We start from the raw sequence: 26,575 nt of genomic DNA, 5'->3' as shown, positions 1-26,575 counted from the left end.
CATGATCAGATTTTGGCATCCATAAAACATGCAAACGACAAGCGCTTTCAGAGCCTGCTCGCCCCGCACGGCTCGATCCCGTCTTCCGTTCGTACCAGAGCCAAGCTAAACACCTGCAACGGTCGTCATTGAGAGCCGACGGCTTTTGCTGCCGCCAGATGCAAGGCCAAGCAAGAGCCGTTCGATATCGGGTGAGCTCGTTTGGACAGAGACAGCAAGTCACGAGCCGCAACCAACATCCTGATAACAGGCGGGTCGCAAGCCTGGAAACTCTGCGCCGGCTTTCTCTTGACCATCGTCTCGACGCGAAATCTCGCAGCGTCCGACTTCGGCCTGCTTGCGATGTCTGCGACCGCAGCAACGTTCGTTGGGCTCTTCAAGGACCTCGGAGTTGGGCAGGCCATCGTTCAGCGCCCGGAAATCGCCAAGGGCCAGATCGATGCGCTGTTCTGGCTGTCGGTGCTGGCCTCAGCAGCATCTGCTCTCGTTCTGGCGTTGAGCGCATATCCGATTGCGCTGCTCTACGACGACCCCAGGCTTCAACGACTCACTATCGCGATTGCCGGACTCAGCTTCATCGCGGGCCTTCCAACCGTTCCCGCCGCACTGCTCGCCAGAGATTCACAATTCAAGGCCCTGGCAATCCTGGACGTCGTAGCGACAACCGCTTCCGTTGTCGCAGGGCTCGTCGCCGTGATCATGTTGAGGGATTACTGGGCGCTCTACCTTTCCACGCTGGTTCTCACACTCTTTTCGACAGTCGGGATCTGGGCCTGTTCGGGCTATCGTCCTAGCTACCCCCATTTGGACAGCGAAGCTCGGCACATGGCGAGATTTGGCCTGCACGTGTCCGGGTTCAATCTGGTCAACTACTTCTCGAGAAATGCGGACAACATTCTCATCGGAAAATTCCGCGGCAGCGCGGAACTCGGCCTATACGATCGGGCCTACAAGCTGTTGCTGTTTCCGATCATTCAACTGCACAATCCCATCGGCCAGGTGATCGTCCCGCTGCTTTCGCGGCTTCGTTCCGACAAGGAAAAATATCTGAGCACCTACGACGATACCCTTTCCATGGTCATGCTTGTATGCCATCCGGGCATCATCTTCGCCATCCAGCTCTCGGAGCCGCTCTTCAGATTTGTCCTTGGAGAGCAATGGGTGGGTGCAGCTCCGATTTTTTCGTGGCTCGGTTTTGCGGGCTTGATCCAGGTCGCGACTGCGACGGCAGCCTGGCTGTTTCTCAGTCAAGGCCGTAGCCAGGAATACTTCAGGCTCGGCATTTGGACCGCCCTGATCAATGTGATGTCGTTCCTCATCGGCCTTCCCTGGGGCGCCCTTGGGATTGCCATAGCGTATACGCTGGTGAACTACGCCATCGTGTTGCCGCTGTACGCGATATCGATCGGTCGTAGCGGTCCCGTGACAACGAGGAGCTTGATCCAAACGACCGGTCCGCATTGGATCGGTTGTCTCGTCGCAGCAGCCGCCACAAGGATTTCCACCATCTCGTTGCTGGATGGAAACTCTCCGGCGGAGCTAGCTATGCTGCTAACGCTTGCCTACGCGTCATATCTCGCGGCTATCATTCTCTTCGCGCAAAAACGGGCACTCGCGAGACGCGTCTTGCGCAGCGGCTATCAAAAGGTAAGGACCTTCAGCGAAGGATGAAGTTATGCAACTCCGCCAGATGAGGATCGATCGGCGCCACCGCGTGAACGAGATCGCCCAAGTGAAGGCCGGGGTCGGCATTTGGACGACTGATCTCCACGATGGACGCTACCTTGGCTAATTCATGGAACGCCTCGTTGACGAACTCATGGACGTCCTTCGAGGCAGCGGACTGTTCGAAAACAAACCCGTCGCCTCCAAGGCGCGCCGCGATGACGGCCAGCACGGTCGCAGGAGGTTGCGACGCCGGAGCCGGCGCAAAATCAAAGCTGGCTTTCGGAGGATCGATGACCAGCGTGCCGCCTGCTCCGTCGCTCGAGAGAGTGAAGCTCGAATTGGTGTAGTCGCCAACAAGCGAAATATGTGCCGAGTGATTTTGGGCATCGACCACGGTCAACGTGCCACCGGCCGTGTTGCCGGAAAAGGACGCGGACGTTCCCGCTCCGTAGGTGATGTCCTTCAAATCGATATGGTTGGAATTGGCGGCAGCGCCATCACCCGTCAAACCGATCAGCGTCCCCGTAAATTGTGCCGCATGATCCAGCACCAGATTGCCTGTCGACGCCTTGAAGGTGATCGATCCAGAGGCAGCGCCGGACAATTCGAGTGTGGCGCCGGCGTCGATCGTCGCAGACTGAGTCATGTTGCCGAGCTTCAATACGACGCTCCCGGAAATCTTGAGGACGGTCGATGACGTGTTGATTACGCCGTCGCCATTGAGGTCCTGGTAAAACGTCGTTTCGACCGCCTTGAGCGACGGATCGTTCGGGGACACCTTGTTCAGCAGGTTCGATACGTAGTTGCCGTTGCTGTCGGTGGTCCATACCGAGAATTCGCCGGTGGCCGGAATCTTCCAGGCCACGTCGTAGCCTGTGGACGTCTGCTCCGCCGCCACCGGCGTCCAGACGCCGAACTGTCCGGACACAACCGCGACACCACCATATTTCAACGTCGGTCCGCTGCCGGCGGCCATCGAGACCAACGAGAAATTCTTGCCGACCGCAACCAGGCTGGTCGAGCCGGATGCCTCGATTGTCGTCCCCGCAATCGTTGTCGTGGTCGACGCCTGCGTCGTGGCAGTCGAAGGAACGCCGATCACGCCATCGCCATTGAGATCCTGGTGAAACAGGCTCTCGCTCGACTCCAGCGCCGGGTCCGTTCCAGACACCTTGTTCAGATAGTTGGATACGAAATTGCCGTTGCTATCGGTGTTCCAGATCGCGAACTGGCCGGTGGAGGCAATCTTCCAGGCGACGAGGTAGCCGTTCGACGATGCTTCCGCCCCCACCGGCACCCATGCGCCAAGCTGCCCCGCGACAACCGCCGTCCCGCCATTCTTCAAGAGCACCGATGAGCCGGCCGTCGAGAGGTAGAAGTTGCTTCCCGACTTGATGAGCGATGTCGTGCCGGCCGCTTCGATCACCGTCCCGACCGCGGAGCTGAAAGCATTCGAGAGTTGGCTCAAATTTCCGGCAATGTCGGTTGCGGTCGCGGTGAAGCTGTGCTGGCCTGCCGTGAGCGATCCGGTGGTGACGCTCCAGGCCCCGCTCACCGCCGCCACGCCCGTGCCGAGCAAGGTCGAGCCCTCGTACAGCCGGACAGTGCTTCCGGCCTCCGCCGTGCCGGAAACGATGATGGCGTTCGAAGCGGCGGGTGCCCCCGAGGTCATGACAGGTGCAACCGGTGCGCGCGTATCGACCGTGACGTTCAGAGCGCCCGAGGAAGCGCTGACATTGCCGGCGGCGTCCGCGGCTCTGCCGGTAAAGGTGTGGTTGCCGTCCACCAATGTTCCCGTCGCAAAGGACCAGGCTCCATTGGTATCGGCGACTGCCGTTCCGATCGACGTCCCGCCATCGAATACCTGCACCGTGCTTCCCGCGTCAGCGGTTCCAGTCAAGATCACCCGGTTGACGTTGGTGACGCCATCGCCGGCAACATTGCTGTCGGGCGAGAACGACGCCACCTTGGGCGCGGTCGGGGCGATGGTGTCGATGGTGACATTGACCCCGGCCGAGAGCGCGCTGAGATTGCCGACGCCGTCCATTGCGGCGGCCGCGAAGGCATGGGCGCCTTCGACCAGCGTTTCGGTGGCAAAGCTCCAGCTACCATTGCCGTCGGCGATCGCCATGCCGATCTGATTGGTCCCGTCGAACACCTCGACGGTGACACCTGCCTCGGCTTGGCCCGTGAGGGTCAGATGATTTATGTTGATGAGGCCCGACACGATCGAGCCGCTGTCGTTGGTCGCCGAGATCGTCGGCACGGCGATAGGCGTCATCGCCATCGGCGAATTCGTCGCGGACACGAATGAATAGTCGGCCGACGTCAAGCTGGCGACGCCGGCAATGCGCAGGGTATCTGCTCCACCCGCGTAGTGAACGGTCCACACGTCGTTCACATGCGTCAAATAGGCGCCGCTGTCGTAGCCTTTCAGGATCAGCTTGTCGTGTTCGGCGGTCGCGCTCGTGAAGACGTGGAAATCCGCGATCGTATCGTTGCCGCTGCCTGCTTTGTAGATGAACGTATCGTTCCCGGCTCCTCCGTAGAGCCAATCATTCCCGCCGGCGCCATCGAGGATGTCGTCACCGCTCGAGCCGACCATACGGTTTGCCAGGTCGTTGCCGATCCCAGTGAGCCCACCCTGCATCAGGGTCAAGTTTTCAACGTTTGCAGGGAGCGTATAGGACGACCAGGCTTCGACACTATCGATGCCGCCACCGGAATTCTCAATGATCTTTTGATTTGCATTGCCGATGACGTAGGTGTCGTCGCCGGTCCAACCCACCAACGTGTCATTGTAGTGCACTGGCGTTATTTTGTCGTTTGCGGCGGTACCATAGACAATATAGCTGCTACTTGTTCCGTTGATCCAGGACGTGATAGTGCCACCTACCGGTAACGTTCCGGGCAGCTGAAAGTCGTCGCTGGTGAAGGCCGAAATCGTCGTGTTGCGAAAAACCAGCGTATCCTGGCTCGTCAACGCAAGATAAACGTCGTTGCCGACCTGCGTCATCGCTACCTTGATGTCGTTGAATGAGGTGAACGCAAAGCCGTTCAATTGAACGACATCGTGTCCCGTGGCTGATCCGGGAGTGAAGTCGGTGATGACGTCCGAACCATCACCCGAGTTGATAACGAAGGTGTCGGCACCACCGCCGCCGGTCAGAACGTCATTTCCGAAGCCACCGGTAATTACGTTAGCCGCATCGTTGCCGATGATGATGTTGGACTCGGAATTGCCCGTGCCGTTGATCGCGGCCGAACCGGTCAGCGTCAGATTCTCAACGTAGTCAGGCAGCTTATACGTGACGGAGGAAATAACGGTATCCACCCCACCGCCGTAGCTCTCGACCACCTTGGCGTTCGGATCTGTGACGATGTAGGTATCGTCACCAAGCCCGCCGGCCATCGTGTCGGCACCTCCTGCACCGCCGAGGAGATCGTTGCCGGTAGTTCCAGTCAAAGTATCCGCACTTGCGGTGCCAGCGATGGTGTTCGTCGGCGCTCCGCTGGCCAGAAGCGTATAATTCGCGAGCGTATACTCCGGCAGCTGGTAGGCCTTTATGTAATCAATGCTCATCTGCGCAGTTGCGCTAGGATCCGCGTTTCCGGCCCAGCTTCCGCCCATCGCCAGATTGGCGATCATGTACATGGCTGTGTTCATATCGGACGGCGTGGCGACCTGCCCGAGCTCGACGCCATCGACAAAATAGGTCAGGGTATATGGCGTCCACTCCACACCAAAGATGTGGTCGCCGGCCGACAGGTTGGCGGTGTTCGCCCAATAACCTTGATTTGGGGTGGTGGACGACAGAAAGCCCCAATGGGCCTGGTCAGGATCTTTGCCCAGCGCCTCAAGCGCATCTAGTTCCGTGCTGAGGCCATGGGTGTTGATCGGCAACATCCAGAATGCAGGCCATGCTCCCTGAGTGCCGGGTAGCGAAGCCTTCATCTCGAAATAGCCATAGGTCTGGACGAAGCTGTTCTCGGTCGTGATCACTCCCGAAGAGAAAACATGATTGCCGACGTAGGCTGCATCGTTCGATGGAATTGGTGCTGCTGTGATGACTAGATGGCCATCTTGAATCGAGAATGGATTCAGGCCTAACGGACTCGAGGCTTGTGTTCCCGGCAATCCCGTGAAGCTGGGATCGACGTACACCTCCTGCTCACCGGAGAGCGAGTAACTTGCGGCGCCACTCCAGGCGTAGTTCGTTTTCCAGGTGAGATGCGGATCCTGGCCGGCCGAAAGCGAATTGAAGTCATCACCGAACGTTTGAATCAATCCCGTTGGCGCTGTGACGATATTGATATTGGCGGACGTGAAATTCTGAATGGCCGTGTTTTCGAGGGTGAGTTTTTCGCCGTTTCCAAGCGATAGAACGACATCCGAGCCGACCTGCTGCATGGCGGCCGTGACGTCGGCGATTGTCTTGAAGCTCGTGCCATTGATCTGCAGAACGTCCCCACCGGCACCGGTTTGAAAATCGGTGATTATGTCATTTCCGTTGCCGGCCCTGATGACAAACGTGTCGCTTCCGCCCCCGCCCGTAAGGACGTCGTTACCCTTGCCGCCGTCGATCATGTTGTTGCCGGCATTGCCGACGATGATGTTGTCGAGATCGTTGCCGGTCGCGGGAGAATTGTATTTATCACCCAGAGTGAGATTTTCGACGTTCGGCGCATTAACGAGGCTGTAGCCGTCGATCATGCCATCATAGATGGTGTCGATACCTTGACCGGCGAGTTCCACCACCTTCGTGCCGTGATTGTACATGAAGTAGGAGTCGTCGCCCGCGCCGCCGATCAACGTGACACCGTCGCCCATCGCCTGCAGAGAGTCGTTCGTCGCACCGCCCGTGAGCGTTCCCCCGGCTCCAACCGTGGTCCAAGCAGTGTCCGGCGCTGCGCTTGCTGGAAGGGGATTGTCGAGCACAACGTTTGCTGACGTGAACGAGGAAAGCGCGATGTTCTGTAATGTGAGCGTTTCCGTGGACGAGAGCGTGACGACAACGTCAGCTCCGATCTGCTTTGCGGCCGACATGAAGCTTGCAAACGTCGCAAAGCCGTAATTTTGCACCCGCAGGACGTCGCCACTGGCGCCAACTTGAAAGTCGCTAATGGTGTCGGAACCGTAGCCCTTCGAGACAACGAAGGTGTCGCTGCCTGCTCCCCCGGTTAAGAGATCATCGCCTGTTCCGCCAAACAAGACGTCAGCACCGGAAGTTCCAATGATGATGGTCATGATGACTTTCGTGCTCCCTTTGCGGAGCACCGAACTACGCCGACCTTCAAAACACCCTTACGGATTCCACACAATTTGAAGCATGAGAGAGAATCTGCCGACGACTGAGAGAGACGCCGTAACACTACGGGCTGATAAGTCAGCGCTGTTCTGGAACAGGCGAATTCCACGCACGGGCTATCGCGTCTCAAGCAGCGCGCGGAACCAGGCTTCGTTCCGGTCCTGCGGCTACTGGAACCGGCTAGAACTCGATGCCGGCCCCGAACCGATTTCAGCGCGCGAAGTTCGCGGTACGTACGCTCCTCGGATTCGCCAGGACTTTCGCCGGAGGACCCTCCGCGCGAACCCGGCCGTTTTCGATGCACACCACATGGTCCGCATCGCGCAGGGACTCGAGGCGGTGCGTTATGAGCAACAAAGTTCGGCCTTTGAAGTGCAGTTGGATCGCGCTCCTGATGCTGTCCTCGAGCGCCAGATCGAGCGCGCTCATTGCTTCGTCAAGGATTAGGAACTTCGGATTGCGCACAATGGCGCGTGCAAGACCAAGACGCTGACGCTGACCGCCCGAAAAGCGCAGGCCATGCTGTCCTATCCAGGTGTCGTATTTGCCGGGCAAGGCCTCGACGACCTCTGAAATACCCGCCACCCGCAGCGCCTGCAGAACCTCCTCCTCGGTGGCGTCGTTCTTGGCCATCCGAACATTCTCGATCACCGTGCCTTCGATCAGGTCGACATCCTGGCCCGCAATCGCGAGCATGCCGAGCCAATCTGTCCGGCGAACATCTTCGATGGGTCGACCATCGACCCGTATGACACCCTCGTTGGCCGAATAGAGTCGCAGCAGCAGATTTACGATCGTGGTCTTGCCCGCTCCACTGGCTCCAATGAGCGCAGTGGTCTTCCCCGCCGGAATGTCAAACGAAACATCCGAAAGCGCGGCCTCGGCTCCGGCGTCATAGCGGAAAGTCACGTCGCGAAATGAGATGCCGTCATCCAATTCAGTCACGGCAACGTGCCCAGCCTTAGGGTACTCCTTGTCATCCGTCGACAGCATGTGTCGGATCGACCGAAGCTGGGGCTCGATTTGCGCCATATACAGCAAATTCCCTTCCAGGTCTCGCATATGCGGTTGCAATCGATAAAGCAGCGCTACCGCGGTCAAGCTCGTCGCAAAGCCAATTCCCCACATGTCTGCGGACGCGATGACGAGAAACAGCACGACAAGATACCCCACCTCCGTCAGAGGCGAGACCAGGGCAGACAGACGCGCAAGCCGCAGCGCGACCTGTCGCGCCTGCGTCGAAGCCTGCTCGAAGCGCCTCTGGTGACTCTCCTCCTGGCCATATGCGCGGATCGTGCGCATACCCTGGAGTGTCATCAACATGTGCTCCCCCAGTCTTTGATGAACCAGCTTTACGCCGGTGCCCAACTGCTGCATGGGCAATGAAAGATGACGCAATCCGGCCGATACAAGCATCGAGGCAACGATGGCGAGGACGGTTACCTTGATCGAGAGCGCCAACAGAAAGGACGCAAAGAGAAAAATCGAACACGAGCTCACGATAATGCGGGTGAGGCTGGCGTATGCTCCAGAAATCACCCATGTCTCAGTTCCCAACACCTCCATGAGATATGCTTCTTCATGGCGTTGAAAGAACGAATACGAAGTCGCCAGATACTGCAGATGGACGCGGTTGCGTGCGGCTTCATTGATCTGTTCGCCAACACGCGCACTGATGAGTGTGTTGACAAAAGAAAGAGCACCGCGAGCAACGATGAGAAGGAGCAGCACGACAGCAGTTTCAGTCGAGCTGTGAAACCAGTTCGCCGCATATCGAAGCGCCTCGCCCAGGAGGCCGCCGGTCGACGTCGCAAGTTCCACCTGCCCCATCGCGAAATAGAAGAACAGTAGCACGAGGGTAATCCCGACCGTCTCAGCCAACGATGCAGCCAGGCCAAGGACGATCAGCGCGGGCGTCACCCAACGGGGCAGCGGAGCAAGCTTGAGCAGCTTGAACAGTTCGACCAATGCAGCGCTGCGGGCAGCTCTCGGTCTTCTCGTATTGTCCGCGTTCTCTGTCATAGCGATTGATTTGGATCGCCGATCGCAAACGACGAAAGTGGATGTCGAACTGCTCTGTGACGCTGGTGGCGCCATTTCCACCGGATCGCGGAGACGGTATCTCGCGGCACATCGTGCACGAAGACCCTGAGCGCCAGCATGGGATTCCGTCTGCACAGGAGGCCAAGGACTGAAACGAAGTACCACAACTGACCACCCGTCAGGGCTCTCCGAAGCAGCCAACGCGCATAGTTTCTGAAGCCCTGATCGAGGAGCGCCGTGCGCCCGGGATGCCGCGTCATGATCTCATCTGCGACCAGCATCCACGACCGGAACATCCGGGTCATGTTGCTCGACATGTTGTTCGGGAGATAGCGATAGCCAATCTGGTACTCGGGCACGACCCCGAAGTGGTACGCCTCCGCGACACGGCAATAGAACAGTAGATCTTCGCAGCCTTCGGCACCCGATGCCCTGAGTCCGCTCTCGAAACCTCCCGCAGCTATGAGAGCTTCCCGGCGAACCAGCGCCGAGCTGCCGTTGCCAATGAAATTTCCCTGGCAAAGATAGTCCAGCACCTCGCCCGCATGGAACACCGGCTCGGACCTGGCGCTCACGCGACTGTCGGCGTCGATCCAATCATACCAGCTGTAGACAAGACCAGTCCTTTTTCCTGCATCCAGCAAGACCTGAAGCTGTTGCTCGACCTTGCTAGGCGTCCAGAGATCATCGGCATCAATGAACGCGACGAAGTCCGCGCGCGCCGCCTGCCAGCCCGCGTTCCGGGCGGCGGCCACCCCCGCATTACGCTGTTCTATGATTGCTATTCGAGAATCCTGATCCAGATGTCGCTGGACGATCGCAACTGTGTCGTCCGTAGAGCCGTCGTCCACGACAATGATTTCCAGCTGCCGGTGCGACTGGGATCTGACGCTACGAAGCGTCTCGTCGATCGTTGCACCGGCGTTGAAGGCCGGAATAACAACACTGACCAGGAGCGTACCGACACTCATTGATACTGCTCCAGGCAGCGCGCGAATGTGTCCGGCGTAGAATCGCCTCTGACCTCAATTCGCGGCAGGTCCAACAAATTGTCCTTCAGTGTCGCGGCCCGGCTGACCGTGTTGAACAGGGTCTTGTAGCCGCATTCGGCTGCGAGAATGCCGAGCCGCTGATCGGTGGAGCCAAAAGGCGCGGCAAGCGACGTTATCGGTCGCCCAAGCCATCGTTCCAACTGTGCACGAGATCGCGTCAGTTCCTCGGCAAGATTCCAGGTCGCAAGCTCCTCGCTCCGCAGGTGGCTCGCCAAATGGCTGCCAAAGGACACGCCCTCGGCGGCAAGCCCCGCAATCCTGGCCGCACCGAGCAGCGAAGCAGGCTCTCCGGACGATGCATCCCACTCCGCCCGCTTTCCCACGAAGTCGGTCGCAACGAACACCTCTGCCGAGAAATCGTTTGCCTGCAAGATCGGCCATGCATGCTCGGCAAAATCCTCGTACCCATCGTCGAAGGTGATCATCACCGGCCTGCCGACGAACCAATGGTTGTTTGTCACGAACCAGGCGAGCTGATCGGAATTGATCGTGTGGTACCCATTGCGGCGAAGCCACAACATCTGTTGCCGGAACGCATCGGGAGACAGGCGGTACCGCGCCAGTTCACCTGGCCCTTCAACCGCAATCCGGTGGTACATCAGGACCGGAACATGCATGCGTCTTTCGGATTGCGCGACGTCAAACCTGCGCGCGACGGCACCACCCCACACGATGGACCGCGCAACCTCGACCTCGATCGGCACGTTGACGGCCGCGCATCTGACCTGCGTATCAGGGGTGCCTTCGCCCGGCAGTAACCGCCTGAACCGATCGATGCGGTAAAGCTCCGTCTCGATCGACGTCTCCAGGGCCAGTCCGGGTACGCCCCGGACAATCCGCGTAATCGTCTCCGCCCCATACGGGGTCTCCCAGTCGAGACCCGTTCGGGACATGTTATCCTTCAGCACAAAGGCATGGGCGGCCAAAAGATGACCGCCGGGGCGCAGTGCTTGCGCCAATCGCTTTGCGACCAGTTCGAGTTCAGCCTCGTCATTAAGGTAGTAAAGGAGCTCGGAGCAGACGATCAGATCGACGTCCCGCGGAAGCGGATCGCCGGACAAATCCAGTTGAGAGAACTCAATGTTCGGATGTCCATTGCATCGGGCGCGGGCGCGATCGAGCGCCTTGGTCGAAATATCGGCGGCCCGGAGGCGCTTGACCCTGGGGGCCAATTGCTGCGTGAAATGACCTTCCGCACACGCAAGCTCAAGCGCATGATCCATCGGTCGGTCTGGAAGGAGCTCGAGCTGCCGGTTGTACTTTTCCTGTTCATACGGCGAACCGTAGTTCCAGGGATCTTCCTGCTCGAAGAGATCTTCCCAAAATTGCTTGCGTACGGTTGCTTGAGACTTCTCGACGCATCGCATCCGGCCGCTGGTATCGGGGATGCCTGAAATGATGAGCGGCCGCGCCTGGCGCGAAGCCCGCAAGTTCAACTCGCGCAGCCGCGCCCGGTGCGTATCTCGCCCGTCGCGCATGAAAGATCGAAGCCGTCCGGTCCGCTTGTGGAGCGCGATTTTTGCCCGAACCAGGTTTCCGATCTGGTCTTTAACCTGCAAATGAACGAGTCCGTCGGCGGCCAATGCGATCCAGAAGCGGCTGCCGACAGTGCCGAGAGCCCCAATATCGACCAGCGTCAGGATGCGAGGGCCGTCGCAGAGATAGACGTACAATCGATCAACAGTCCCGGTTGGCCTGATGGTGCTGATATGGCGAAGGTCTACGCGCGTGCCGAGCGTCAATGTGAGGACCCTGGGCGCCGAAAGGTCGTCATGGTCGAGCACTTTCCGCTCGAATCTGTATTGGCACTTTCGCCCTGCTGCCGGGTCGTTCCATGCGCAACCGATTGCCGAGATGAGGCTCGTTACGCCCTCCCCGTATTGCGGCCACCGTTCCGCCAGCTTGGCAGCCACAGTTCTTGCCCCGACCATGACGGCATCGAGCAAGACGGTGGTAATCTCGTCCGCCGACGTCCCGGTCTTTGGAATGTCACTGAGCGTTTCCAGTGATGGATCGCTGGCATTCCCGCGACCGCAATCAAATCCGGCACACCAGAGCGCGAAATACGCGTAGGCAGCGGCGGCGCTCCCATATGCAGTTGATGCTCCCGCCCGATGTGCGGGTGCCGGCTCGCTGACGCGATCATCGCTCGAGAATCCGCGCGCAATGACCACCTGCGCATCGACCAGCATCCGTTTGACGTCCTGCGTCAGTGAACGGTCGCTTGTCCGGTAGTAGCTCATTTTCTCGGCGACATGGATCCACCTGCCTCCACAGCGCGCGATTCGCTGCCACAGGTCCCAATCCTCGCACGTACTGAGATTGGTCTCAAAGCCGCCGACCTTTACGACAGCACTCTTTAAGACGAGCACACCATGGATGAACGTGGCACACGTACGAGCGAACCGCTCAAAAGCGTTGTCCTGGATGGCCGGATCGCCGCGAACGGGAGTCTCGCTGCCGTCAGGCATGATCCGGCAACAGTTGCAATAAGCGGCCACCGCCGAGGGATCGAGATCCAGCGCAGCATTCATCCGGGCAAGGAAGGATCGATCAATCCAATCATCACTATCCAGAAACAGTATTCGTTCGCCGTTCGCGTTTGAAAGTCCTTTGTTGCGGGCACCTGATGCGCCTGCTCCGTCAGACCTCAGAACCCGAAACCGCGAATCCCGCGCCGCATGTTCAGCTACGATCGCGGCCGTGGCGTCGTTCGAACCGTCATCCACGACGAGAGCCTCCCAGTCGGGGAAGCTCTGCGCGAGCAGGCTGCCGAGCGTTTCAGCAATGGTTGCTTCGGCATCGCGGGCGGCGATCACGACGGAGGTACGCGGATAGGCGGTCATCTTCGAAACCTTCGGCGATGATAGAACAGTAACCCGGCGAGATATCCTGTCACCTCCTCCTTCAGGAAGCGGTCGCGAATGCTGTCTCCTTCCATGACTTTACGGAGCAGCCGATAGAGGTACCAACGTGGCTTGTGATAGTAAGCCAGACGCCGGTTCGCCGAGATCCCCGTTCGCTCATACTGCACCAGAAGCGCTGCCGCATGACCACGCATGTAGTGATAGATCTGGCTGGCCAGGCCATCCATCGTCCTACGGTGAAAATGGAACGCGACTGACGCCGGAGTGTAACGACACGTGTAGCCGCCCGCGAGCAATCGATACCAGTATTCCGAGTCGCCCGAGCAGCCGGCCTGACCGACGTCCAGTCGCTCATCGAAAAATCCCACGGCCTGAAACACCTCGCGCCGGAATGCCATGCTCGCTCCTGCGCCTATGTCCCACGCGGGAAGGACCTGGCCGCGATGCGATCGGAACACTTCGCTGTCGTATTCCTGTTCGCGATAGCCTTTATTAAATCCCCAATACGTCTCGAAGTGCCGTTGCGCCTCGGTCGCGAGCTCGGCCGGAAGCACCAGTCCCGTCACCGCGCCGATCTGGGGAGAGTCAAACGCGCATGTCAGCTGCTCCAGCCAACGCGGGTGAAGCAGCACATCGTCGTCCGTATAGGCGACAATGTCGCCGGTTGCATGGAGCGCGCCAGCATTACGCGCAATATCCAGACCGGGTTTATCCTCGCGAACATACGTCACTCCCGCGGCCACCGCGATATCTCGCGTCCGCTGATCGCGCGACGCATTGTCGACCACAATAATTTCTCGAGGAGGATGGGTCTGCAGAGGCAGCGATAACAAGCATTTGCTCAGCTCATCCGGACGGTCTCGCGTGCAGATCACCACGCTTGCCGAGAGCCCCGCCTTTGCCGACGGTCGCACCTTGGAGTCGATGGCTGAGAGAAACGTGTCGTCGATATGCTCGATCCTGGCATCCGTCACCTTGCCCTCGTGCATCAGCACATGGCCAATGGGCTGGTCGGCGCGCCAGAACACCGTCATGCCCTCCCTCAATCGCGCTTGCGCAACATCGGAAGCGGACCCAACGGAGACATGCGTCACGCCCCGTCCCAATCCAATGCCTGCAATGAACGAGTTGTCGGCCATCTTCGTGCAATGTCACGCCGGCGGATTGTTATCGCGCCACCTGAGCGCAGTCCCGACGATGAAGTCGATGTGGGACTGCCTAGGCTTCCAACCAAGCTCCCGCTCTGCTTTGGCAAAGGAAGCGACAAGTGTCGGCGGGTCTCCCGAGCGGCGCGGGCCACGGCGGACGACGGGATCGTTTCCGGAGACACGCTTCACGGCCTGTATCAGTTCGAGCACGCTCGTGCCAATCCCAGTACCGAGATTGAAGACATGAGTACCGCCTCGAGCTAGCAGCATCTCACCCGCGAGAAGATGGGCCTGCGCCAGGTCATTGACATGAATATAGTCCCTGATTGCGCTGCCATCCGGCGTCGGAAAGTCCGCTCCCAGAATCGTGAAAGGCCGATCAGCTCGGCGCGCAGCTTCGATCGCAAGCGGAATGGCGTGCGTCTCCGGCTCGTGGCGCTCGCCGATCTCGCCGTCTGGATCGCAACCCGCGGCGTTGAAGTAGCGCAGCGAGACCGACGACATTCCGTACGCGCGACCAAAGTCCTGCAGCATGCGCTCGATGATCATCTTGGACCATCCATAGGGATTGATGGGCGCTTGAGGATGCGTTTCGTCTATCGGAATCCGATTGGGTATTCCGTAACTGGCGCACGTGCTGGAAACGAGCACGCGCGAACAGCCGGCCGCTCGCATGGCCTCCAGAAGGGCAAGCGTTCCTCTCGTGTTGTTGTCGTAATAGATGGCAGGATCGGCTACGGACTCGCCGACATAGGCCAGCGCCGCAAAATGCACGACAAGGTCTGGCTTGTGGCTTTCCAGGGCGGCGCGCACGCCGACGGAATTGCGAATGTCGCACTCGATCAGCGGTCCCCAGCGCACCGCATCGCGCCACCCCCGGGAAAGATTGTCGAGCGTCACGACGTTCCAGCCGGCCATCGCAAACGCCTTGCAACAATGCGAACCGACATAGCCGGCACCACCGGTGACAAGAACGGTCTTTTTCACTTCGTCGCCTCCACACGCTGCGCAATCATCAGGCTCTCGAAATAGGCAATGGTCTTGTCTAGGCCGTCCCGCAACGAGAGCGATGGAAGCCAGCCCAACGAGTCCTTAGCCAATTTGATGTTGGGTTGGCGTTGCTTGGGATCGTCGATCGGAAGCGGCTTGAACTCGATCGCGGATCTGGATCCTGTGAGGTCCACGACCATCTCGGCCAGTTCAAGCATTGTGATCTCGGCGGGGTTACCGAGATTCATCGGACCGACGACGTCGTCACGTGTATTCATCAGCCTGACCAGACCGTCGATCAGATCATCGACGTAGCAGAATGAGCGCGTCTGCTGCCCGTCGCCGTAAATTGTGATCGGCTGATTGGTTAGTGCCTGCACGATGAAGTTGGAAATGACACGCCCGTCATAGGGACGCATACGTGGACCGTAAGTATTGAAAATGCGGGCAACCTTTATCGAAAGGTTGTGTTGCCGCCGATAGTCGAAGAACAGTGTTTCGGCGCATCGCTTGCCCTCGTCGTAGCACGAGCGCGGCCCGATCGGATTGACCCTGCCCCAATAGGTTTCGTCTTGCGGATGAATCTCGGGATCGCCGTAAACTTCCGAAGTCGACGCCTGCAGAATTTTTGCGCGTATCCTCTTGGCCAGTCCAAGCATGTTGATGGACCCATGCACGCTTGTCTTGGTCGTCTGAACGGGATCGTACTGGTAATGAATGGGACTGGCCGGGCACGCGAGGTTAAATATCTCGTCGACTTCCACATAGAGAGGAAATGTGATGTCGTGCCGGATCACCTCAAACTGTTGATTGGAAAGCAATCCAGCCAGATTATCCCTTGCACCGGTGTAGAAATTGTCGACACACAGAACTTCGTTTCCGGCGCTCACCAGCCGTTCGCAGAGGTGCGAACCCAAAAAGCCGGCGCCACCCGTTACGAGGATTCGCTTCCTTCGCGCCAACAAGGTTTGACTCCTCGTTACAAGTTCTTGTTCTCAACTCTCCACCTTACCCAGTTCCGGCCGATCCTTATCTAGAGCGATTGTGGCCTGAGTTGGTGCGATGCGTCGCGGCGCGGGCGCAATGTTGCGCCGGAACTCGGAACGCGCAGTTGCAAGGCCCCAACCACTTTCGTCGTGCCACATCGGATTTACGTCGCAGCAACTGTCTGAACAAACCAGCGAATCCGCTCCCGCGGGCGCTGGTGTCGGATGCAGCGAGCGGTTCCCTCGGCCGGCGACTTTGTTATGAAACTACTGTCCCGCTGCGGTTTCGTCCGCGGGATAGAATCGTGCTTGATGCGCTTCCGACAGAACCTGCCCCGTCGATGATTTCACGAGGGCGGTCCATTCATACAGACCAGGCTTGCAAGGACCAAACGTCCGAATCGTCCCAGGCGGCACAACGCCATTAGCGGGAACCGGAACGTCTTGGCCTCCCAATTCGCGAGCGCCCTGCGCAAGTGTGAGCGACAGCGACGTGGCACCTGCTGGAACATTGCGCAGACGGATCTCGGGGTTCGGGAAGAGCGTGATACAGCCGTGTGCCCCGCGCCATGAAAAGTCCAACGTCATCGGATCCGCCGATGCAGGATGACACTCGGCGAGCAACAATGCGAAGACGGCAATTACAACAATTCTCACATATCGCTCCGGTCAGGTTCACTGCGATCGGTCACACACTATTCACGCAGAATAGATCGCCCACTTTAAGGCGCCATCAGTAAGCACTCTTGCTGACCGATGCATCAAGAGAGGAGGTCACGAGTTGGCCATTCTTCTGGCTGACCGTCGACTCGGCTTTGGCGTGCATCAAGGAACATTCCCGCACCCGCCGGCGGAATGCGTAAACAACGGCAAGTGGCAGCTGAAATCGTGTCCAGAGAAATCCTGATCGTCATACCCGTTTTGAACGAGGCTTCCCACATCGAGACCGTTGTCCGTAACCTGGCCCAGGACGGTCTCAGCGAAGATCGTACAATAGTGGTTGCAGATGGCGGCAGCACCGATGGGACGCCTGACATCGTCCGCTTGCTCGCCAAGGAGATTGACGGCGTCCATCTGTTGCGCAATCCCCAGCGGCTGCAGAGTGCCGGCGTCAATCTGGCCGTACGGCTTTATGGTGCTGCGGCGCAGGTGCTGGTGCGGTGTGACGCCCATTGCGGATATCCGGCGGCTTATATTTCGCGTCTCATCGAGACCTTGGACGAGTGCAAAGCCGACTCGGTCGTGGTCCCCATGGACTCGCGCGGTGACGGCTGCCTGCAGAAGGCCGTCGCCTGGGTCTCGGACACAAAAGTCGGTTCGGGTGGATCGGCACATCGCGGCGGAAAGCAAAGCGGCTTTGTCGACCACGGACATCATGCGGCGATGACCATCGATGCGTTCCGCAGGGCCGGTGGTTACGATGAAACCTTCACTCATAATGAAGATGCAGAGTTTGACTGCAGACTGCGTGCAATCGGCGGCCGGATATTTCTGGATTCGGACATCCGCCTTTCATATCGACCGCGGTCGAGTTTTCTGAGTCTGGCGAAGCAATACTTCAACTACGGTCGCGGTCGATCGAGAACCGTGAGACGGCATCCCGGATCGTTGCGACTGCGCCAGTTCCTAGTGCCCACTCACGTTGCACTGACGATTTGCGCCATCGTGCTGTCTCCGGTGGCGCCCGTGCTGTTGACATTGCCGGTGGCTTATCTCGCTATACTGGCGCTGACCGCAATGATGATTGCAGTCAAGCGTCGCTCGATTTGCGGGCTGCTTGCGCTGCCGGCCGCCGTCGTGATGCACTTCGCGTGGGCACTTGGCTTCTTCTGGGGCATCCTGTCGATCCGACAGACCACCTGGCAGATGACCCCTTCAGTTTCGTAAGGCTTCCAGAACGTCGGCGCTGGCCGGTGCGCTCACACGCTGGCCCGCCTTCGCGTAAGCGGCTTCGGTCAAGCGTGCAATCGAGGTCCATGTCGGAACTAAGTTGCGCAGATCCAGCATCGCTTTGCTCTTGGCGTTTCGATAGCTGGGATCGCTGATCAAGCGCTCGAGCGACCGGGACAATGCGGCGGGATCATCTGGAGGAACGAGCGTTCCCTCCGCCTCATCGCTCAGCCATTCCGAAAACGTTCCAAGGTTCGATGCCACAATCGGACGTCCCGCCGCGATCGCCAGCATTAGCACACCCGATGCGTCAATATCCCGGTACGGAAAGGCCAGGATGTCAGCGCGCGCGACCAGCGAGGTCACTTCATCTTCCGGAATGAAACGCAGGTCGAATTCGACATGGTCCTCGAGCTGCAGATCCTTCACCATCGCAAGCAGCGGCTCCATCGGCATTTCCGGCCAGCCTACGACCTTCACCACACAATGCGCCCTGACCTCTCGGGGAAGCAGCGCAAGCGCACGAAGCATGACATCGACGCCCTTGTAGGGCTTTATCTTGCCGAACAGGAGTATTTGAACGCGCCGGTCCGCGGCCGGAGGCTCGTCAGCCGGCCGGGCGATATGATCCGTCAGCAATCCGTGCGCGATCACGGAAATCTTCTCGTCCGGGATACCAGCGCGCAGCAGTCGATCGCGTGCAACGGTCGTATGAACGATGAGATGGTCGAAGCAACGCAGAATCCCGAACGCGCCGATTCGCTGTATTCGCGAGCTCGGATTGTTATTGAACGGATTCGAGTCGTGAACGGTCAGAACCGTTGGCGCGACCCTCCTGAACTTGGGAATGAACTGGCTGTCAACGATCGCCAGCGGCGCCCACTGGAAATGGATCACGTCAGGTGGCGCTCTCCTGAAGCGCCTGATCAACCGCATCATTGATTCGGCGTGACTGAGGCCCTTCAGTCCCAGTTGCACGTTGCGCGGAAGTTTCTTGAAAAAGCGCGACTGCAATCCTGGATAAAAATGCCGGTCTAGAAACAGGTCTTCGTCGACAGACGGCGTCAGCCCAAGCTGGCGTCCGACAATGCTGGCTGCATGCCCAATATCGGTCAATCCTTTGGCTAATTTGAGATCATACGGCCAAGTAAACAGTGACGGATCGATCAGAGCGATTTTCATGCGATAGCCTCACCAACCATGCTTTGCGGACCTGAAATTACTTCTGGCTCATCAAGGCATGGATTGATAGCCTCTCGTGACATCTGCGAATTTCGTGAGCGACACACGTTGAAGATCAGCATCGTCATAACGGTCTACAACTATGAACGGTATGTCAGACTGGCAATCGACAGCGCGTTGAACCAGACGCGTCCGGCGGATGAAATCGTTGTCGTCGACGACGGCTCGATCGACGGTTCCCGCCAAATTATCGCCGGCTATGGCGACAAGATTCGAGCCATATTTCAGGCAAACCAAGGCAACATCGCAGCATTCGAGGTTGGGTATCGCGAGGCAACAGGCGATGTGCTGCTCTTCCTCGATGCGGATGATATCCTGCTGCCGACGGCGGTGGAACACGTCGCTGCACGCTGGCGCGAGGGTGTGTCGAAAGTTCAATTCAATCTGGAAATCATCGACGGCGCTGGCAAGCGACTTGGACGCTCGTTTTGCGCGTTTCCCAAGTCCTACGCGCCGGACGATGTGCACGCAGAATTTATCCGGTCGGGAACGTATATCTGGCCGGTCATGTCGGGAAATGCGTACTCCCGAGAGTTTCTTCGTCAGGTCATCCCTCTCAGTCCACCGGTCGGGTACGATGGCGCCCTGAACACGATCGCGCCTCTCTACGGGAACGTGGTCACGGTGCAGGAAACTCTCGGGCAGTATCGGCTTCACGGCAGAAATATCAGCCGGAATGACGCGAAGGGCCGCGCACAACGCTTTCCCGATTTCCCCAGGCAGATCGGGTTCCGCGTCGCCGAGTTCGACATCCTGAAGGCGCATTGCGACAGGAAATCAATGCGCGTGCAGGCCGCAAGGCCGATCGATAACGAGATCGTCTTTATCAACTATCGCCTCGCGTCGCGTAAATTGGGACTGAGGTATGTTGGGCAGGACGCGGACTCGTCGAATTCACTCGTGCGCCGTGGGATATGGCTTGCCCTGACCAAGACGACACAATGGCGCACTGCCGCCTCCCATATCGTCTGGTTCTCTGCGTTGTTCTTGAGCCCTTCCTGGCTTGCGTACCGGCTGATCATGCTCCGGTTCAACAGGGCAGAACTCCTCAGGCCGCTCGTCAGGATCGGCAGCGTCATCCGGCGCAAGCACGCCTGAATGCGGAGCGGCGCAAAAGCAATCGCCTCGACAGATCTCGTCGCACGCCTCTCCAGGCGTCAATCACGCGCTTTCGATCGTGCGGATCGTCTCGGGCAATGGCCCGTGAAGACTGGCTAAGCCGGCAAGGCGAGCGCAAATCCGCTTGTCGGATTGGCGAAGACGAATATTTTCTGACAAGCGCAGAACATATTCCTTTGATTTCCACGCAAACCATGCCGCCCTATCGATCGCGGTCGGCTCGCGAACCGACTCTGCAGCCTTTGCAATCGACGACGGCATCGTCAGTTCAAGGCAGGGGAACGGAAACAAGGCGTAATTGTAGAGGCCGTTTGCCCAGAACCGGTCCATCTCCCAGTCGACTGGCCGATGGATCGTCGTCACGCTGTCCATGAATCGACGCGCGGCTCGACTGGAGATCAGATAGGCTTGGGTTCCCATTGGCGCGCGCTCAAACCGCACCAACTCCCGCTGATCCAGCCAGGCCACATGTTTGCACGGCGCCATATGCCGTCCGTACAGCCGGAGATAACCGATCTCGGCAGCCTTGCAGATATCGGGAAGCGATTGAAAGCTGAAGCCCGTGTCGAGAACGACGTCGTCTTCCATCACGAGTGCCCATGTATCGGCCTCTGACGCCGCCAATTGCGCCATGATGCTCATATGGCTTGCTGCGCAGCCGATCTCGGCGCGGGAAAGACCCCTGCCCCAAAAGCGAATGGCCAGCGCTTCGTCATATTGTGGCAGTCCTGTGGACGGCACTCGCAAGGCATCAAAGAAGGTCCACGGAACATCAAGCGCTTCCAGGTTTGCGCTCGCGCGCTCGCGGCGCGGGGAACCTGCCAAACTAATCGCGACAATTCTGAGATTGCTGCCCATTGATTGACCAGTCCGGCGCTGTCGACTTGGAACCGCTTTTCACATGACCCTCGAAACGATTAGCGCGAACTTGTCTGTGCTGACAAGGACGCGTCACGCTTCTGGGGGCCGCCATGCTGTCGGCCATGTTTTCACATTCCTATTCCGTCAGCACGACCAAGCTCGCGGCTACACACTAAAGCGGCCTGCATTCACGGCGGCCTGGAGCGGACCTTAGGTTCCTCACGTGCGAGTGAATAGGTACGAGGCGAGAATCGTGGGGGCTCAAGCCAAGAGAGGTGCGGATGCCATCAAAGCGTCGAACCAATGGCACCATGGCAACACTGTTCGTCGCATCGTTGGTTGTCGCCGGCTCGGCACTTTATTTTGGCTTGAGCAGCGAAGGTCTACGACAATGGCTGCAATCCATACCGCCCTTCAGGCGAAGCAGTCAGGTCGTCGGTGGCGCCGTCGTCGGCCAGAATGGCAGTGGGTTGTATGCGGGCTATACACTGTCCTGGGGTGATGACTTTGATACTCTGGATATCGTTGGTCCGGCAAATCCTCGCGGCAGGTTCTTCCCGACTGGCGCCTATCATCCGGGCATCCGCGGCAATACCACGTCGCTAGGGACAGCATTCGATGCCGACCCGCTGACGACGGGCTACAGAGACGGCAACCGCGGCGTCGCGGTTGGTCTCGACAACATGTCGGTTTCCCACTCGGTGCTACGGCTCGGAGCACGCAAGGCAACAGCGCGCGAGCAGGCATTCCTTACGCCGACCGACCGCTCCATCAACGGAGGCGCCCGCCCACAGCTCTCCGCGATGATCCATACAGCCGGGGCATTTGCATACTACCCGACCACCAACGCCGTCATCATCGAGATGCGTGCCCGGTTCAGTTCAAAGCTTGCAAATCCAGCCGGCTTTCATCCGTCATTCTGGACCTATTCCGTCACCCCCGTGCTCAATCCAACCGGCAACGAGTGGGATCTGGAGTGCAACTCCCAAGGCATGCATTTCAGCAATATCGTCCACACGTCGGGGGCAATCTCGACCGACAACAGCGCCGGACCATTCGACTACATGGACGACACGTTCCACGTCTTCAGCTTTATCTTTCGAAACGGTGGGAACACCCAGCTTTATGTCGACGGTGCCCTTCGAGCCCAGTTTGTCGGCGTGGACTCCAATACCAAAAGCATGCCTTCATTTGTTCTTCTGACGTCACACATATTCAACAATACGTTCGCGGGCGAGGCGTATAAGGCCGAGGCGTGGGCCGGCTCGGCGACTGGCGCCTATCTCGATGTCGATTGGATACGCGGCTGGCGGACGGCAGGCGTCAAGCATTGGAAGCCGCTGGTTTCGGTCGCAGACCTTAATGTCGACTATGATGGCAACGGCAAGGTTGTGCTGCCGAGTGCCAAGGCCCTCTGGGGTGATGCGAGTGTTACGGAATTCGTCCAGGTCATACCCTATGACAGCTCCGAAGCGGGCATGACGGAGCAGACGACATTTACGCAATTCCCGGAAGGCATTTCGTACGAGGCGACATCGCGCACGATCAAGGCAGACTTCACCGACGGCACCGGCAATGCCGGGCGGTCTCACGTCGTCGTCTATGGCTTCAAGCCCGACGGCTCGACAATGGAGCCTCTGCGATTCTCCATCAATCGCGGCCCACGGGTGACAACCGGCCCCCTTTCAGCCGCCGCGGGCAACAGCTACCGCCACGATATCTATCGGGAGTGCGACGTCGGCGTCATGACGCCGAAGATTCTGTCCGTCAAAGGACTGCCCCAGGGTCTCTCCTTTGAGCGTTCCACCAGACTCATCACCGGCGCACCAACAGCAATAGGGGTTAGCAACCTGACAATCGCCTGCACAAACAATGCGGGCCAGACAATAACGAGGATGACCACATTGAACGTCGATGCGCACGATACGGCAAGCCGCCCCGAGGGAAGATGATGCTCGACCGTCATCCCCGGTCCATCGGCGTCGGACTGCCTTTGCAGATGTCCAGAAAGGTTGCGACGGCCTCGTCCACACTCGTGCTTAAGGGCCGGGCCAGCTTTTCGAAGGGCTTGCTCCAGGCATCGACGAACGTGCTGATCTTTCCATAATTGTTGTCAAGGACCGAATGCGGCACATTCAACAATACGCAAAAGATGTGCGTGTGAAGGCGATCCGTGATCACATAGGCCGACGATCCAACCTGCTTCATTCCGCGGGCTACACGGTTCGACGCCAAAAGGTGAAACCATCGAATGCGCACGTCGAGTTCGGACGGCATCCTGCCCTTGAACACGCGAGGGGACATTTCAAGCAGCGCCTGGAGCAACAACCACTTTCCCAGACCGCGCTGTTCCATAAGCCAGTCCTCGACGACTGCAAAGCTCGGGAGCGGACGAGAACGTCCCTGCTCCACCTTCTCGTGATCGGTTCGGAGTAGCAGCAACAACTTCCTCGCTATGGCGGCTCGCGAACTCTGCGCGCCCAGGCAGAATGCCATGTCCGGACAGAGATCGACGGCCGCCGTGAATTCCTTTCTCGCGACGTCCAAGCTTTTGGTGTCGCGGACCAGAATCCGGAACTTTTTGTGGGAGTTGATGATCTCGGCGGCGCGCTTGAGGCTTGCCTTCGAGGAGAAGTGTATGGTTTGCGGCAACTGGATGATCTGGCGATCCGGAAACTCCGACAGAAGCCTGAGCCGAAACTCCTGATGATTGGGCCACAGGTCGCCGAAATTGCCGCCACCATGGATAAGGATAGGTCCGACAGGAACGGCTCTTTCGAAATCTCTCTTTGACCAGGTGTCATAGGTGCACACGTAGGACGGCGCTCTGCCCAGCTTCTGCTGCAGATAGGTCTCCTCACCCAACCAAATGGCGCTGTCTCCCACATTTGGATGGTTAGGAAAGTCCACTAGCGCGAAGTCCTCGACCCCCTCCAGATGAGGCCCGATGACCTTGTCGATCTCACTCTGCAACTCTGCAATGAGTGTACGAGAATCCTTTATGGGACTTTCGGACATCGTCCTGAACTCTTCGGTGCCGCAGCTCGCATCAGAGCATCGAACGGCTTCCGATGCATCGCCAACAATTCGCATTCGACAAACCTACCTCTGCTATTGCGCGCCGTACTCGCTACGGTTGCGTAAACGACGCATCTGCGTGCTGCCAGCGAGAACGCCGGACAGTTTGCGCTGCCGCGCTTCCCGCGTCACGCATCAGTTCGATCTTTCGCCCTCAGCCGGCTTCTGCGTCTATCACGCTCTAGTGTCCCCCTCGCCGATGCGGAAGCTGACCGAGTTCCAAGGTACGGACTAGATCGGCTCAACAACCAAAGGCAAGTCTCGGCAATGCTGCCGATTAGCGACAACACCGCACATATTCATGACAAAAATCGAATCTATTGAAGTCTTAAGGCAGGCAAATGTGTTCGTCGCAACGAGCACAGACGACGAGCCTACCGGGAATGCCGCTTCTTGCAGCAAGCCGCACGCGGACGCGTCAGCGAGCTCGGAGTCAACCGCATGATTGGTTTGTTGAAGGACTACGTGAAGGCACGCCTGCTCGATAACGACTTTATGATATCCGGCACTTCAAAGGAGGAAGAGCTCAGGAAGTTCTTCCGTGACCTCTTCCCTGTCGTGACGGACAAGAAATTGATTCGTCTGGGCGGATCAGCCGATGGCGGCTACCTGGTTCCCGACGACCTGGATGGATGCGTCGGTTGCTTTTCGCCGGGCGTCTACAATGTCTCCGATTTCGAGCTCGGGCTTGCCGAACGTGGCATCCCGTGTTTCCTCGCCGACTTCTCGGTGGATGCACCCGCGATCCGGAATGACCTGCTGGATTTTGAAAAGAAATTTCTCGGAAACGAAGACAACGCCACGTTCATGACTTTAGAGAACTGGATGTCGAGAAAGGGCCCTCAGACCGGCGACCTCATCCTCCAGATGGACATTGAAGGCGGCGAATACGATGTTCTCGTTGACACGAGCTGGGAGTGCCTGAAGCGCTTCAGGATCATTATCATCGAGTTCCATTCCCTCGACAGGATTCTCAATCCCATCGGTCTCAAGCTGATCGGCGCGGTTTTTAAGAAGCTCACCAAGCACTTCGACGTCGTACACATCCATCCAAATAATTACTTCAAACCCATCGAATACAGGGACTTCAAGGTCCCGCCGATCATGGAATTCTCGTTCCTGCGCAAGGATCGCGTTTCTCGCCGGACGCCTGCGCGAACGTTTCCTCACGACCTCGACAGGAGAAACGTCGCAGACCGGGATGACGTCATGCTGCCGAACTGCTGGTTCGCCCCGGAGTGATCGCCCCCGTGGTCACACTGATGCAACCGCCCCAGCCGCGAACGACGGGATGCGGATGCGCGACCGTCAGCTCGCAATGACCGTCGAGCTCCCTACTCCGCTGCCTGCCGGTTTTCGCTGAGATATGCCTGATAGGCCAGCTTGAGCCCATCCTCGAGCGAAGTCTTGGCCCGCCAACCCAGTTTCATCAACCGGCTGACGTCGAGTAATTTGCGCGGAGTGCCGTCGGGGCGCGAGGTGTCATAGCTGATCTCGCCGAAATAGCCGATGGTCGCTGCGACCATGCGCGCGAACTCGGCGATCGTGATGTCAACGCCGGTGCCGATGTTGACGAGCTCACCACTCGAATAGGTCTTCATGAGGTGGACGCAGGCGTCCGCCAGATCATCGACAAAGAGGAATTCGCGCCGCGGCGTGCCGGTGCCCCACACCACGACGTTCTTCGCCCCCGACATCTTGGCCTCGTGGAAACGGCGAATCAACGCAGCGACGACGTGGCTGTATTCGGGATGATAATTGTCGCCGCGACCGTAAAGGTTTGTCGGCATCACGCTGATGAAGTTCGAGCCGTACTGGCTACGATAGGCCTCGACCATCTTGATGCCAGCGATCTTGGCGATCGCATAGGGTTCGTTGGTCGGCTCCAGCGGGCCGGTCAGCATCGACTCTTCGCGCAGCGGCTGGGCTGCAAGTTTGGGGTAGATGCAGGAAGAGCCGAAGAACATCAGCTTCTCGCATCGATTGACATGCGCGGCGTGGATGACGTTGCTCGCGATCGCCAGATTCTCGTAGAGGAACTCGGCGCGCAGCGTGTTGTTGGCGACAATGCCGCCGACCTTGGCAGCGGCAAGGAACACTGCCTGCGGGCGCTTTGCCGCGAACCATCTGTCGACGGCGGCTTGGACACGCAGGTCGACCTCGCTCCGCGACACCGTCAGCAGTTCGACATCTTCCTCGGCAAGCCGCCGCACGAGCGCGGAGCCAACCATGCCGCGATGGCCGGCGACGAAGACGGTCTTGCCGGCCAGTTCAAACGGAGTGCTTGCCATTGGCAACCTCCCGCCTGGCCTCGAGTAAATC

General features: G+C 58.7%; 16 protein-coding genes. 5 read left to right on the top strand and 11 right to left on the bottom strand.

Translation table 11 applies throughout. From position 1 onward, the window contains the following. Positions 1-201: 201 nt before the first annotated feature. Positions 202-1,671 carry a lipopolysaccharide biosynthesis protein gene (locus YUU_RS50810; RefSeq protein ID WP_084801428.1) on the top strand — a complete coding sequence of 490 codons (1,470 nt, stop codon included), beginning with the start codon at positions 202-204 and terminating at the stop codon, positions 1,669-1,671. On the opposite strand, the gene YUU_RS55065 is transcribed toward YUU_RS50810, so the two are convergent. The 7 genes from YUU_RS55065 to YUU_RS0112805 all read right to left on the bottom strand — a co-directional run bounded on the left by YUU_RS55065 (position 1,658) and on the right by YUU_RS0112805 (position 16,042). Next, positions 1,658-6,916, bottom strand: a complete 5,259-nt coding sequence (locus YUU_RS55065; RefSeq protein ID WP_156944260.1) for an Ig-like domain-containing protein — start codon at positions 6,914-6,916, stop codon at positions 1,658-1,660. The genes YUU_RS50810 and YUU_RS55065 overlap by 14 nt on opposite strands. A 271-nt stretch (positions 6,917-7,187) precedes the next feature. Continuing rightward, positions 7,188-8,945 carry an ABC transporter ATP-binding protein gene (locus tag YUU_RS0112830; protein WP_245288006.1) on the bottom strand — a complete coding sequence of 586 codons (1,758 nt, stop codon included), beginning with the start codon at positions 8,943-8,945 and terminating at the stop codon, positions 7,188-7,190. A gap of 50 nt (positions 8,946-8,995) precedes the next feature. After that, positions 8,996-9,991: a glycosyltransferase family 2 protein gene (locus tag YUU_RS50800; protein ID WP_035662207.1), complete on the bottom strand. Its 996-nt coding sequence runs from the start codon at positions 9,989-9,991 to the stop codon at positions 8,996-8,998. Continuing rightward, on the bottom strand, positions 9,988-12,918 hold the full coding sequence (locus YUU_RS0112820) for a trifunctional glycosyltransferase/class I SAM-dependent methyltransferase/polysaccharide deacetylase (RefSeq protein ID WP_027522723.1): 2,931 nt from the start codon (positions 12,916-12,918) through the stop codon (positions 9,988-9,990). Before YUU_RS0112820 ends, YUU_RS50800 begins: the two co-directional genes overlap by 4 nt. Next, on the bottom strand, positions 12,915-13,973 hold the full coding sequence (locus YUU_RS0112815) for a glycosyltransferase family 2 protein (protein WP_051389729.1): 1,059 nt from the start codon (positions 13,971-13,973) through the stop codon (positions 12,915-12,917). The genes YUU_RS0112820 and YUU_RS0112815 overlap by 4 nt, the downstream gene beginning before the upstream one ends. A gap of 117 nt (positions 13,974-14,090) precedes the next feature. Then, the gene (gene galE, locus YUU_RS0112810) at positions 14,091-15,074 is read right to left on the bottom strand and encodes a UDP-glucose 4-epimerase GalE (RefSeq protein ID WP_027522721.1); all 984 of its coding nucleotides are present in this window, start codon (positions 15,072-15,074) and stop codon (positions 14,091-14,093) included. Beyond that, a complete protein-coding gene (locus YUU_RS0112805) occupies positions 15,071-16,042 on the bottom strand; it encodes a UDP-glucuronic acid decarboxylase family protein (RefSeq protein WP_035662205.1) in 972 nt (323 codons plus the stop codon). The genes galE and YUU_RS0112805 overlap by 4 nt, the downstream gene beginning before the upstream one ends. Before the next feature lie 894 nt (positions 16,043-16,936). Between YUU_RS0112805 and YUU_RS0112800 the strand changes: the two genes are divergently transcribed. Beyond that, on the top strand, positions 16,937-17,950 hold the full coding sequence (locus YUU_RS0112800; protein ID WP_245288004.1) for a glycosyltransferase family 2 protein: 1,014 nt from the start codon (positions 16,937-16,939) through the stop codon (positions 17,948-17,950). Here the strand turns inward: YUU_RS0112800 and YUU_RS0112795 are convergent. Continuing rightward, positions 17,939-19,135: a glycosyltransferase gene (locus YUU_RS0112795; RefSeq protein ID WP_027522718.1), complete on the bottom strand. Its 1,197-nt coding sequence runs from the start codon at positions 19,133-19,135 to the stop codon at positions 17,939-17,941. The two genes, YUU_RS0112800 and YUU_RS0112795, sit on opposite strands and share 12 nt — an antisense overlap. Before the next feature lie 108 nt (positions 19,136-19,243). Here YUU_RS0112795 and YUU_RS55060 point away from each other — a divergent pair, with 108 nt between their 5' ends. Next, positions 19,244-20,293: a glycosyltransferase gene (locus YUU_RS55060; protein ID WP_051389718.1), complete on the top strand. Its 1,050-nt coding sequence runs from the start codon at positions 19,244-19,246 to the stop codon at positions 20,291-20,293. A 63-nt stretch (positions 20,294-20,356) separates the two neighbouring features. Here YUU_RS55060 and YUU_RS0112785 read toward each other — a convergent pair whose 3' ends face one another. Further along, positions 20,357-21,172, bottom strand: a complete 816-nt coding sequence (locus YUU_RS0112785) for a glycosyltransferase family 25 protein (RefSeq protein WP_084801426.1) — start codon at positions 21,170-21,172, stop codon at positions 20,357-20,359. Between the two features lie 314 nt (positions 21,173-21,486). Here YUU_RS0112785 and YUU_RS0112780 point away from each other — a divergent pair, with 314 nt between their 5' ends. Next, the gene (locus YUU_RS0112780) at positions 21,487-23,127 is read left to right on the top strand and encodes a putative Ig domain-containing protein (RefSeq protein WP_027522716.1); all 1,641 of its coding nucleotides are present in this window, start codon (positions 21,487-21,489) and stop codon (positions 23,125-23,127) included. Between the two features lie 10 nt (positions 23,128-23,137). On the opposite strand, the gene YUU_RS50790 is transcribed toward YUU_RS0112780, so the two are convergent. After that, positions 23,138-24,268: a polysaccharide pyruvyl transferase family protein gene (locus YUU_RS50790; RefSeq protein ID WP_084801424.1), complete on the bottom strand. Its 1,131-nt coding sequence runs from the start codon at positions 24,266-24,268 to the stop codon at positions 23,138-23,140. A gap of 378 nt (positions 24,269-24,646) precedes the next feature. Between YUU_RS50790 and YUU_RS0112770 the strand changes: the two genes are divergently transcribed. After that, the gene (locus YUU_RS0112770; protein WP_245288003.1) at positions 24,647-25,495 is read left to right on the top strand and encodes an FkbM family methyltransferase; all 849 of its coding nucleotides are present in this window, start codon (positions 24,647-24,649) and stop codon (positions 25,493-25,495) included. A 92-nt stretch (positions 25,496-25,587) separates the two neighbouring features. Here the strand turns inward: YUU_RS0112770 and YUU_RS0112765 are convergent, their stop codons facing one another. Further along, entirely contained in the window at positions 25,588-26,544 is a 957-nt protein-coding gene (locus YUU_RS0112765) for a GDP-L-fucose synthase (RefSeq protein WP_027522714.1), read from the bottom strand. Positions 26,545-26,575: the final 31 nt, after the last annotated feature.

Origin of the sequence: Bradyrhizobium sp. Ec3.3, from assembly GCF_000472925.1 — a bacterium.
In the GTDB taxonomy this organism is placed as follows: Bacteria; Pseudomonadota; Alphaproteobacteria; order Rhizobiales; family Xanthobacteraceae; genus Bradyrhizobium.
The sequence above is the reverse complement of the archived record's forward strand: the minus strand, read 5'-3'. Positions and strand labels throughout refer to the sequence as shown.